This window comes from Cohnella rhizoplanae (genome assembly GCF_948329515.1).
Classification (GTDB): Bacteria; Bacillota; Bacilli; order Paenibacillales; family Paenibacillaceae; genus Cohnella; species Cohnella rhizoplanae.
This window is the reverse complement of sequence record NZ_CAOJCN010000014.1, coordinates 106787-118901: the sequence shown is the minus strand read 5'-3', so window position 1 is coordinate 118901 and position 12115 is coordinate 106787. Positions and strand designations below refer to the sequence as shown.

Sequence of the window (12115 nt, the reverse complement as noted above, 5' to 3'; positions counted from 1 at the left end):
ACTGATTTTATTCCAATCTGAAAAGCTAATTTCGCTAATAAATTTGGCTTGTCGATAATACCATAGGTTGTAATCGCTTACCAACACACTATCAATTTTTTTGTCGAAATAGAAGTAGGTCCGTGAAATTATTTTCAATGTCGAATAGGCTCCCCTTCTCTTTCTTGGACCTTATTCATCTTTTGTAGTTGAGGACTCATCATGGGTGAGAAATGGATAATGTAACCTAGCTTGATCCTGGGCAGTTAATAAATTCAGAAAAGTTCTTAACAGAACGAACTACATCGACATAAACATGGCCATCGTAGGGAAGACTACCGCCAGTATAACCTGTGGGGCGAACCGACTCTAAAATTATTCATTCTATAGAAACTGTGATAAAATTCATTTGTCGCCCTTCAACCGGTTAGGCAGATACTGGACTCAAGCAAAAGATATCATAAAGGGTGTGTCGAATTGTCGAAACTCCAAGATATTATTACCATATCCAGAAAAATTATTTATTATAAAGGCTACCAAGCTACGTCGATCAGCGATATTATGGACGAGGCTCAAATCGGAAAAGGCCAGTTCTATCACTACTTTTCGTCCAAGCACGACCTCGGCCTGGCCGTCGTCGATGATCTGGTCAAGGAATGGGACAGGGATGTATTCGAGGGCATTTTCGCAGCCGATCTTGATCCTATCATGAAATTAAATAAGATGCTTGACAGGACGTTGACCATCCATACGGGCGAAGAAGGGAAATCTGGTTGTCCCGCGGGGAACTTGGCCATTGAGATGAGCGAACACGATGAAACGTTTCGGCTAAAAGTTCACTATATATTCGATCGGTGGATTTTGTCGATTGAGGGCGCGCTGAACGAGTTGAAAGCACAGGGGCATCTAGCGCCGGACATCAATGCCAAACAGCATTCGCAAGCCATCGTATCTATGATCGAAGGCGCCATTTTATTAATGAAAAGCCAAAAAGAAGTCAGCTTTCTCACGAACGCCATCGCGATCATTCGCTCGCAATATCGCCTTTCTTGAGCTCGCGCTCCATTTCTCCATCGTTTTCCATTGCGCAAGAAAAGCGAATTTGGTATGATCGGCCTGTACCGAACGGTAGGTACAAATTTAAAAGCTTTGCTCATGAAGGAAGGGGTACCCAGATGATTGGCGATTATTTTTTGTGCCGATTCTGTACCGACAGGTAGGTACAAAGAATGCTTAAGGAAACAAATGTCCGGCAAGTGATGCCGTTTATCCTATTTGATGTAGAATGTGGCACTTCCAATAACAATTAAACTTACTAGAAGAATGGAGCGAATGAAAGTGAAAACACTAGTCATCGTTACCCACCCGAATATCGAAGCGTCCGTCTGGAATAAAGCATGGGTGAATGAATTGAAAAAGCATGATGAAGTCACGATTCATGAACTGTACCAAGAATATCCGAACGAAAACATTGATGTCCATAGGGAGCAGCAATTAGTCTTAGCCCATGACCGGATCATTTTCCAATACCCGCTTTATTGGTACAGCGCTCCTCCGCTGCTAAAAAAATGGTTCGATGCCGTGCTGCTCTACAACTGGGCATACGGTCCGGAAGGGACGAAGACAACCGGCAAAGAAATCGGGGTCGCGTTCTCGTATGGCGCGCCAGAGGATGCGTATCAACCGACCGGTTCCAACCGCTTCACGCTGGAAGAAATTTTGGTGCCTTTCCAAGCGCTTGCCAATTATATCAGCGCCGTGTACCTGCCTCACTTTGCGCAAAACACGCTCGACGAAACGCGCTTGGCGCAAAGCAGCGAAGATTATGTACGGCATATTACGACGGTTAAACCTTCGGTTGTTTGAAACGAACGGCTAAACAAACCGCTGCGCATTTCGGTCTTCGATCTCACAGTTGCTGATCTCTCTTAGGCTCCGGATTCATACCTGCAACAATATGTAACAGGGGGATGCTTGACATTGGGTAATAAGAGTAGGAATGCATGGCTTGCTATTATTGCAATTGCATTAGGTGCTTTCTCAATTTCTCTTGCCGAGTTTTTGCCAGTTGGTCTACTTTATGAAATTAGCCGAAGCTTTGATGTATCGGAGGGTACTGCCGGAATTACAGTGACGTCCACTTCTATACTGGCGGCCATTGCGGGTCCGATTCTTACGATAGCTATCGGACGTCTGGATCGCCGGGTGGTGGTTCTCGGACTGTCGTTGCTGCTTATTGTATCTAATGTACTTTCAATGAGTACAACCCATTTCTTTGTGCTAGTCATTGCGCGAATCATCCTAGGATTAAGTGTTGGAGGATTCTGGGCTGTGGCTATGACTGCTCAAGCAAAGTTAGTTCCGCAAGAGAAGGTAGCAAAAGCAACCTCGATTGTCCTCGGAGGATTTGGGATTGGCACGGTCATAAGTGTTCCATTAGCGTCTTTTATGGCCGCACATTTTGATTTGAGAAACGTTTTCATGGTAGGATGCATACTTGCGATTGCTGTTTTTATCATCCAGCTCATACTGCAACCGAGAATTCCGATGGAACAGGGGGTTCGTGGAAAAGATTTTTTGGAGCTGTTGAAAATGAGGAAAGTAATAACGGTCTTTGTTATTGCGATTCTCGTTGTGGGTGGTCAATTTGCAGCCTACACGTATATAACACCCTTTTTCCAGCAAGTGACTGGAACCGGCCCGAGTCTGCTCAGTGCGATACTGCTTGTCTACGGGATTGTTTCCTTCCTAAGCAATTTTGCCGCTGGTTTCATTGCCGAACGCAGCCTCAAGGGATTGTTAGTGGGAACAGTAGTTATTTTCCTTATTTCATTGCTGGGCATTTCACTGTTTGGACATAACGTTGTCATTTCAATCATTGCTTTCATTATTTGGGCAATCGCCTGGGGAATGGCTCCCTTGGGCCTGCAGCTATTGGTTTTTTCAACTGCTGGGAATGCTATAGAAGCCATGAGTCCGATCTATGTAGGTATTTATCAGTTGTCTGTCAGCTTGGGAGCTTTAATAGGCGGTTTGGCAGTCGATACGATCAATGTAACCAGCGCGATGTGGCTGGGAGCGTTCTCGTTCGCTTTGGTACTCATCCTTCTTACGGTTACCTCGACAGTCAATAACCGTTCTCTAGTCAGTCAAACCGAATAACGCAATAATTGTTGAAGGCGATCGTGCTTAAATCCCTTAGGGAAGCGCGATCGCCTTTACTAACATTTACTACACAGGGCAAGCTATCGAAGTATGCATGCGATGGCCGCTTTTCATTTTTGGCTTCACCAGCTAAAGTGCTTTTTGCCGCCCAACGTATCGGTAACGTCGATCGTCAGGTGGCGGATGCTCCACCGGTCGCGCTTGTAGCCATGGCCTTGATCGTCTACGAATCCGGCTAACGGCATGCTGGATTTGCCGTTGGGCATGATCGGCGCTTCATAGGTGTACTTGTCGTCAATCGTAAGCTTCGCGCCGAACCATACGAATCCGGTTTCGTTCTGGACGATCAGATGGGTATTCGTCACGGCAATGTCGGCCATCGGAATCGAGCTTTTCGGAGCTGGGACGCAGCCGGTCGCCGATAAGGCTAGAATAACGAGCAGCAAGCCTAACGCAGCGTTACGCCTTGCGGGTTTTCGTATGCCTTCCAGCGCGTTCGTTCGCATGGTTAACGTTCCTCTCCATTGGATTCAACGGACAGGCCGAGGTCAAAAAACAGATTCGGCGCGCCGGGATGTCCGCGGTGTACTTCTACGGCAATTTCATTGGTCCCCTTCACAAGCTTGTTTAAATGGGCTTTTAGATCGACTCTTCGATAGAAGGAAAACTCATTTGGGAACGCAAGCGAGGATTCGGTCAGAATCCCGGTCAGTATGGCGTCTCGGGATACTTCCTGGCCGTTCAGATAAACGACGTAACCGTCCTCGTAAGCGATATTCAAAAATAGATCGGACAGCTTCTCCGGATCGCCATTCAGCTGGAACGACTTGCGGAAATAATAGGTAGGTGACGCTACGACCTCTACGTTGGTTTGAATAGAAGTCTTCCGCTCTTTGCTATTCGTATATCCCAAAGGCGCTCTGCCGGCTCTCCAGTCGGAATCGTCGTAATCCGGACTGCGCCAATCATAAGCAGGGAGGGGGACCGCTTCTGTGTGCGCGGTTTCAATAATCGGACCTTCGCCCACTAAGTCTACCCCTTCGGGTAGGGCGGATCGAATGGATTCGTCGCCCGGATGGTAGTGCCATAGGGATTGAATGCCGACAAGCGGAATTTCTTCTTTTTCCTTTAACGTGGCAAGGTCCCACGAAGCCAGATTATCGGCGTTCAGTTCGAGTTGATCCAATATCTCTCGCTGTTCGTTCTCCGCTTTAAGGACCAACGCGTTTTCATTCGCTTCCATTACCGTTATAAAAGGCGTTTCCTTCATCCCGGACAGGTCCCATACGTCCCAATCCTCATACGCAGAGGGCCGATCGTCGGAAGGCTCGCGGGCAACGGCTAAATGAAGTACGTAGACGGTGTCGCGGATGAAGACCGCGCCGATACCGGCCGACCTGAGCGCCTTCCACGCCTCGGGACGTTTCGGATCTTCGTCTAGCCAGGCCATGGCGAAGGTTTGCTTTTTTCCACTCATCGTCTTGCGGACCCACTCCAATTGGTTGTCTCCCGCATCCTGCAACCGGCCGGCGTTCAGGAAGAAGAGTCTGGCGTTCCCTTGCGTAATCGCATATACGGATTTCCCGTAGCCCGGGAGCGTCTCTGTAGGCACATGGGGATACGCCTGGTCGAAGTCCTGTTCCGCCCTTGATCCGTCATAGACGGGGTAGACCTGAAACGATCGCGCTTCAGGATGACGCTGCAGCAGCCGGTCGGACGCTGCAAAATACGAGATGTCCCGGAATCGCTTGATCCATTCCCCGATATCCCCATCCTGTTGGCTGAAGTACCCAAACCGAAACGACGCGGAGGACGCGTAGGACGATTTGGACCCCTCCAGGGGTACCTTTGTCCAAAAGAAGGAACAGAACAGAACGCCAATGAACGCGAGCAGCGATAAAGAAAGCTTGTACTTGTATAGGACCGCCATCGCTTAACCCTCCCCTCCCGGTAACGTGTTCGGCAAGGAAGGCCACCACATGAGGGCGTGGTAGACGGTCGGCCAGAGAAGGATCAGATTGGCAAGAAAGGCGATCGCAAATCCGATCGTCCACGGCTTCAGCTTGACCTCTTTCCAGCCGAGCGTCCAGTGGAGTATGACCCATGTGCCCAACCAGACGGCCAGTCCCGCCGTTTCCTTGCCGGTGTAGGGACCGATGGCCCACCAAGAGGGAATCCAGGAGCCCCATTTCAGCAAGATCGGATTCGCCTGCAGCGGATTGTAATAGCTCCACAAGTGACTCGCCGTCGTCGCCGCGATACCGAACCATACGGAAAGCAGGACGGCGGCGATTTCGCCCGTTTTTCGTTGTTTTGTTTCTTTCACTGTTGTTCTCTCCCTACCGACCCTGTTGATGGTCATACCATTCTCAATTTCGTCAAGCCGATCCCGCATACAAGTCCGATCAGTAAACAGATCCAGAAGAGCGTGATCAGGAAGGCGACGATGCCGCCAACTGCCGAACCCGCTTCCAGCGCATGACGGAACCGGCGCAATAAAACGGCCGCCGCGATGCCCAAGGGGAGCGGGTACAGCGAGACGAATTCTTTGTACTCCATGACGATGAGATGGACCTCGGGACTATGGTACATCAGCCATTGCTGGGGACCATCCGGACCCCGGTAAGGGATGTAGAGCCAATTGCCCAGGATGATCGTAATCAAGACCATGAGGTTCGTCAGCCAGAGCGCCCATTCCAGCGTGACCGCGGCTCCTTTCTTGCCCCGGAGCATGGGGTAGGTCAGATGAAGCACTTGGCAACTCATGATCACGGTGACGGTCGCGCCTAGACCGTGTAGGATGGCCTCCAGCTTATGGTTGCTGAATCCGAGCACATTGAACAAAGGGATGGATATAAAAAGCAGCGCGGCTACGCTCGCTTGCGTAACCGCTAAGTCTCTTGCCGTAAATATGGATTTCATTGGAGTCCATCTCTTTCGTTAGGGATTATGATGAGGAATATTGTAGAGAAGAATTATTCGAGGAATGTTATAGCCGGTAGAGAAGATTGCAAACTCTACGTTTTTTGTTATATGGGCTCGGCTGGGGGAGGCCAACGGCTATACCCAAAAAAAGCGTTAATAGAAAATTTACATTACCTTAATTTTATAAAGAAGTTTCATTTATATACTTGCTGAGGCAGGTGGTCATCGGAATGATCTGTTATTTCCGTATCCTTTACACGGTAAGAAGCTAGGAAAAGGAGGAGGTTCATATTTAGGGGGATTGATCATCGGACTCCGTGATTCCGACTGCTAATGAAAGCGAGAGGGATGAAAACATGAAGGTTAAGCTTAAAGCCAGTTGGAAAGGTTTGACGGCGGCATTGTTTGTATGCGCTGTTCTGTTCACCATCGGCATGTACAACGTGTCGGCTGGGAGCACGATCATTAAGGGACCGTATTTGCTATACGAAGGAACTAACACTTCCATGAGCGTCCTTTGGCAAACGAGCGACAGCCAGCCGAATCAGATCAAGTGGGGGACCGACACTTCCTATTCGATGGGGCAAGAATCCGTCGAAACGTACGGTGCCGACAACCAGCATAAGTTCAATATCTCGGGGCTGCAGCCGGCTACGAAATATTACTATGAAGTAGATGGCCAGGCTGGTTCGTTCGTCACCGCGCCCGCCGCGGACGCTACCGCAGTGAAGTTTCTCTCCTACGGCGACAGCCGTACCCAACCGGCCTACCAGGAGCAGGTAGCCGATCTGGCACGGAAGGCTTACATCGCCGATCCCTCCTTCCAGACGCTGCTCCTGAACAGCGGGGATATCGCTTCGAGCGACTCCGAGAGCAACTGGACCGCGCAGTACTTCGTGCCCGAGTCCGCTTATCCGCAGCTGCACGCGCTCCAGGCCGAGGTCCCCATGATGGGGGCAAGAGGCAACCATGAGGGCGTAGGTTCGGTCTACGAGAAGTACTTCCCCTATCCGTACGTGGACGACTTCTACTGGTCCTTCGACTACGGCCCGGTACATATCTCGGTGCTGGACGAATATGCGGACTTTAAGGAAGGCTCCGCGCAGTATAACTGGCTGATTAACGATCTGGCCAGCTCGACCAAGCCTTGGAAAATCGTCATGGGCCATCAGCCGGCATGGGGTGCCGGCACGCATGAGAACAATACGGATCTCCAGAAATATATCCATCCGATCCTGAAGCAATTCGGGGTGCCGTTGTATCTGAACGGTCACAACCATAACTACGCACGCGCAGAGGTCGACGGGATCGAGTACCTCACCTCCGGCGGCGGCGGCGCTCCGTCGTATAATGTGGACCCGACCTGGCCGAACATCGTCACGGCCGACAAGTCTTACTTTTTGACCGAGTTCGACGTGGCGGGGGATACGATGAACGTGACCTCCCGCCGGATCGACGGCACGATAATCGAGACCCTGACGGTTCACAACAGTCCGCAGGAATCTCTGGATATCGCCAAGGCAACGCTGGCCGCGGATGGGGATGCCTTGCCGACGAACGATCCGCAGAGCAAGGTTAAGCTCAGCCTGACGGCTGTGGACAGCAAGGACGCCAATGTGGACCTTACCAACGCCAATGTAAGCTATAAAACGGATAAGCCCGATTTGGTTTCCATTGCGAAGGATGGCACGGTCACGATCAAGAAGAAGCCTGTATTTAATGAGGCTGTCCAGGTGTGGGCCGAGATCTACGACGGTGGCAATATCGTCAAAAGCAATGTCGTGACCCTAAATATCCAAAATCCGAATGGGCTGGCAGAAGTAAAGCTAACGTCGGATCGCGATACGATGTCCGGCGACGCTGCGGCTAAGCTAACCTTATCGGCGAAAGACAATCTGGCAGCGGACATGGACCTTGCTTCGGCCGCCGTCCAATTCAAGCCAAACGCCGAGGATATCGTGTCTATCTCCAAGGACGGCGTCGTAACCGTTAAAAACAAGCCGCTGCGCCCGACGACCGTCGTCATTCAGGCGGAAGTTACCGTCCAAGGAATCACGGTCGCCAGCAATAAGGTATCCATCATCGTGGGATCTTCAACCGACGCAGATTCCCACGTGCTCGTATCGCCGATCAAAACCCCTTATGACGATACAGAAGAACGCGCGGACGGAACGTTGGATCTTGAGAGCTCCGATCTGGAAATCGTAATGGAAGGCTCCCCTGAGCTCAATCAACAGATCGCGCTCCGATTTGCCGGTCTGGCTATTCCTAAAGGGGCTAAGATTCTTGACGCCTATGTTCAGTTTTCCGTCGACGAGCCGGATAAGAACATGGATCCGTTTGACGTGAGCATCTATGCGGAGGACATTGCCAACTCGCTTCTGGATAAACCGGGCAATGTATCGTCGCGCGTGAAGACGAAGGAATACGTAAGCTGGAAGGACGTGCCTGCGTGGACGGTCGAGCACGAAGCCGGTCCAGCCCAGCAAACGCCTAACCTTGCGGCCGTCGTGCAGGGGATCGTAAATAAGGCGGACTGGAAGGAAGGGAATGCGCTGACCCTCCTGCTATCCGGCCAGGGCACGAGAACCGCCGAGTCCTTCGAGGGCGCCGGCGAACACGCCGACCAAATTCCGCAGCTCTATATCATCTACAAAAACGCGGATACGACGAATCCGGGCAACGGCGGCGGAACGCCGGACAATGGCGGAGGAACGCCGGACAACGGCGGCGGAACACCAGACAACGGCGGAGGAACGCCGGACAACGGCGGCGGAACGCCGAACAACGGCGGCGGAACGCCGAATAACGGCGGCAGCACGCCGAACAACGGCGGCGGAACGCCGAACAACGGAGGCGGAACGCCGAGTAACGGCGGAGGAACGCCGAACAACGGCGGCGGAACGCCGTCGAATCCAGGTAACGGCGGCACGCCGGTCATTCCGGCCAACCCGTTCAAAGACCTCGATTCGCATTACGATTGGGCGAAAGACGCAATCTCCGTGCTGGCCGACAAGGGCATCATCACGGGCACGTCGGCCACGACCTTCGAGCCGAGCCAGCGGATTACGCGGGCCGACTTTATGGAGATGCTCGTCCGCATGCTGAACCTCAAGGCGGATGTTACGTCCAACTTCAGCGACGTGGACGCGAACGCCTACTACTATGAGTCGCTTGGAGTCGTCAAGGCGCTGGGCATCGCGAACGGCCAGGGCGACAACAAGTTCAATCCTCGCGATTACATCTCGCGTCAGGACATGATGGTGCTCATGAGCCGGGCGATGGACGTCACCGGCAAGCTCAAACTGAGCGGCACGCCGGCGGATCTGAGCGGCTTCAAGGACGCGGCGAAGCTCGCGCCTTACGCGGTCAAGGCCGTGGAAGAGATGGCCAACATCGGCATCGTCAAGGGCAGCGGCTCGGCGCTGAACCCGGCGGGTCAAGCGACTCGGGCGGAGACCGCGCAAATGATCTACCGTCTCTATCTGATGCTGCAGCAGAACGGCAGCCTTTAAGCGGGTTTAATTAAAAATGGCGGGGAAGGAAAGCAACCCTTCTCCGCCATTTCTTATTTGCGATAAGTCGACATCCCAAGGAAAAGAGTGCATCGGATGCTTACCCAAGGATACAGAAAACTAGCGGCATTGGTCCTCGTATTCGCCTTGTTATTGTGCGCAACGCCCTCCGCCCTTGCCCACGACATGTATATAGGAGGCTCCAAATGGGCCTTCGGCAAGGATCGCATTCTGTCCACGATCGAACTCGACCCCGCTTTGTTTCAGGAAATCAGAGGGATCAAGGAGCTAGGGTACGATCTGGACCATCTCACTGCCGACCAGCTCCAGAAAATGACCACGGAAGTCATTCAACCCTATATCGACGAGAAACTATCGGTCTCCGTCAATGGCCGCTCCTATCCGGAAAAGGTCGTTAAAATAGAGAGGGAAGGGACCCTGTGGAAAATATGGCTGAAAATAAGCGGCCTTCATTTCGATTGGCAAGAAAACAAGGTTAAAATCGGTTACCGCCTGTTGCTTGAAGAGACCGGCAATCAGCATGTGAATCTGGGCTATGTCTACTACACCGATGCCGACGACGATGCGGTGCAGGCGGTCTTCGACAAGACCCAGCCGGATCTGCAATATATATTCGACGCCAACAATACCGTATGGGAATTCTCCGATAAAACCGCGGCGTTTTTGTCCGAAATCTTCACTTACTTCGTACTCGGCATCAAGCATATCTTAACCGGGTATGATCACATCGCGTTCCTGCTAGCATTGATTGTGATCGGTCTATCCGCAAGGGAAGCCCTCAAGATCATCACGTCGTTCACTGTGGCGCATAGCATTACTTTGCTGCTCGCGGCCCTGCATATTATCAATCTGAACGCCAAGTTTGTCGAGAGCGTCATTGCCCTCTCCATCTGTTATATCGCGGCGGAGAATCTATTGGCGAAAAAAGTGAATTATCGATGGCTGGTCACCTTTATGTTTGGCTTGGTTCATGGATTCGGGTTTGCCAGCGTACTCCAGGCGTATGTCGCCGATCAATCGAATCTGGTTCGCTCGGTGGTCTCGTTTAACGTTGGCGTAGAATTTGGACAGCTGATGATCCTGTTCATAGCGCTGCCCCTGCTTTACTTGATCAAGAAAAGGTTCTCTCTCAGAAGAGTAACGATCGTAGCATCCGCAGCCATTTTTATCGCTGGTTTCTACTGGTTCGTCGATCGGATATTCATTCTATGAAAAAGATGAGTGCGCCTCGTTTCTTTGCGCTTCTCCTGACGATTGGCATGGTCTTCGTGCTCGTGTCCGGCATTTGCATGGCTCAAGGCGGCTCTGCCGACGATGAGCAGGCATACCGGGATCAAGCGAACCGACTCGTTGCCGTTAAAAACTATGACGAAGCGGCGAGCGTTTTAGAGGAGCTTTTAGCGAAGAATCCCAACCTCGACGATGAGCTCGTGTACAAGCAATTAACCCATATTTACGACGATTACCTTTTTCATTTTGACAAGGCATTGACCTATTACCATACGTATCTCGACCTTTTCCCCGATGGCAAATTTGCGAGGGGTTTTATAGACCGAATTGCATATCTCGAGGAGAGACGTCCCGAATGGCAAGCCTTGCGAGCGTTTAGAAGCGTTCAGTTGGAAGAAGACCGGGTTCCCCTAAAAGAAAGGCTGGCGGAAGTGGAAGCCATCCTTTCAAAACAAGAACACGCAAAGCTTGCGCCCGAGCTGCATCTCTACTTGGCTAACCAATATTACGAGGCTGCCGACTACCGAGCGGCCGGCGAACATGCGGAAAAATATATAAGCAGCATCAGCGGTGCGGGCGTGACCAACACGGACAGAGCCTCGGCCCTGCGATTGTATGCGGATATTCTCGTTAAGCAGCATCATTATAGCAAGGCGATTCGCGCCCTGGATCAGGCGACCGCGCTGGCAAGTCCGGAGGACAGCTTTAACGATGACTTGAAGAAAAGCGAGATGATAAAACACAGGAACATGTGGTATGGATTAATTTTTTGTCTTATTTATTATCTCTCGGTCGTCATTTTGCTTTTCCCCACCCGATTTTGGAAGTCCTTTAATCTGCGCCGTTCTTCCAATCGGCTTGCGAAGCCTATTTTACTTCTTGGCGTGGTTTCGCTCGGTCCTGTTTTAATCTTAAACATCGTGCAAGGGCCCATATTGGACCCGCGGTTTTTCTTTTGGCTGTCGGGCTTCTCGATCCTCTCAACGATAGTAATTAAGCTTCTTGCCCCGCTGTCGCGCAAAACCGGCAGATTAGTCTTTATAACGATGAGCGGTCTGCATATGGCCGCCGCTTGGTTCATGGCTTATTACATGACGATCTACAGCGGGAGAAAGGTCATCACGAACACGGTTATTGAAGCGGATATAGATCCTCTGACTTCCACGTTCCTGATATTAGTATGGGGTTCGGCTATTGCAAGTTTATCCATAGTCATGATTTCTAGTTTTGTTTATTCGCGAGCAAAGGGAAATGACTAAGCTTTTAAAACGGGGGGCAAT

Annotated in this window: 10 protein-coding genes; 6 read left to right on the top strand and 4 right to left on the bottom strand. The window is 51.3% G+C overall.

Translation table 11 applies throughout. The features are described 5' to 3' along the window. Positions 1-456 precede the first annotated feature (456 nt). From PQG80_RS19715 to PQG80_RS19705, 3 genes are all read left to right on the top strand, one after another. Positions 457-1032, top strand: a complete 576-nt coding sequence (locus tag PQG80_RS19715) for a TetR/AcrR family transcriptional regulator (RefSeq protein ID WP_271753213.1) — start codon at positions 457-459, stop codon at positions 1030-1032. Positions 1033-1311: 279 nt separating this feature from the next. Further along, positions 1312-1845, top strand: coding sequence for an NAD(P)H-dependent oxidoreductase (locus PQG80_RS19710; protein ID WP_432432779.1), 534 nt, complete (start codon positions 1312-1314; stop codon positions 1843-1845). 114 nt (positions 1846-1959) lie between these two features. Then, a complete protein-coding gene (locus PQG80_RS19705) occupies positions 1960-3141 on the top strand; it encodes an MFS transporter (protein WP_271753211.1) in 1182 nt (393 codons plus the stop codon). Positions 3142-3266: 125 nt separating this feature from the next. On the opposite strand, the gene PQG80_RS19700 is transcribed toward PQG80_RS19705, so the two are convergent. The 4 genes from PQG80_RS19700 to PQG80_RS19685 all read right to left on the bottom strand — a co-directional run bounded on the left by PQG80_RS19700 (position 3267) and on the right by PQG80_RS19685 (position 6066). Continuing rightward, positions 3267-3524, bottom strand: coding sequence for a hypothetical protein (locus tag PQG80_RS19700; protein WP_271753210.1), 258 nt, complete (start codon positions 3522-3524; stop codon positions 3267-3269). Positions 3525-3652: 128 nt separating this feature from the next. Continuing rightward, the gene (locus PQG80_RS19695; RefSeq protein ID WP_271753208.1) at positions 3653-5074 is read right to left on the bottom strand and encodes a hypothetical protein; all 1422 of its coding nucleotides are present in this window, start codon (positions 5072-5074) and stop codon (positions 3653-3655) included. 3 nt (positions 5075-5077) lie between these two features. Beyond that, the gene (locus PQG80_RS19690) at positions 5078-5470 is read right to left on the bottom strand and encodes a hypothetical protein (RefSeq protein WP_271753207.1); all 393 of its coding nucleotides are present in this window, start codon (positions 5468-5470) and stop codon (positions 5078-5080) included. A 32-nt stretch (positions 5471-5502) separates the two neighbouring features. Beyond that, positions 5503-6066, bottom strand: a complete 564-nt coding sequence (locus PQG80_RS19685; protein ID WP_271753206.1) for a hypothetical protein — start codon at positions 6064-6066, stop codon at positions 5503-5505. A 359-nt stretch (positions 6067-6425) separates the two neighbouring features. Here PQG80_RS19685 and PQG80_RS19680 point away from each other — a divergent pair, with 359 nt between their 5' ends. The 3 genes from PQG80_RS19680 (at position 6426) to PQG80_RS19670 (ending at position 12094) form a co-directional block, all read left to right on the top strand. Beyond that, positions 6426-9584, top strand: a complete 3159-nt coding sequence (locus PQG80_RS19680) for an S-layer homology domain-containing protein (RefSeq protein ID WP_334219834.1) — start codon at positions 6426-6428, stop codon at positions 9582-9584. 96 nt (positions 9585-9680) lie between these two features. After that, a complete protein-coding gene (locus tag PQG80_RS19675) occupies positions 9681-10817 on the top strand; it encodes a HupE/UreJ family protein (protein WP_271753205.1) in 1137 nt (378 codons plus the stop codon). After that, on the top strand, positions 10814-12094 hold the full coding sequence (locus tag PQG80_RS19670; RefSeq protein WP_271753204.1) for a tetratricopeptide repeat protein: 1281 nt from the start codon (positions 10814-10816) through the stop codon (positions 12092-12094). The genes PQG80_RS19675 and PQG80_RS19670 overlap by 4 nt, the downstream gene beginning before the upstream one ends. The last annotated feature ends 21 nt before the right edge of the window (positions 12095-12115 follow it).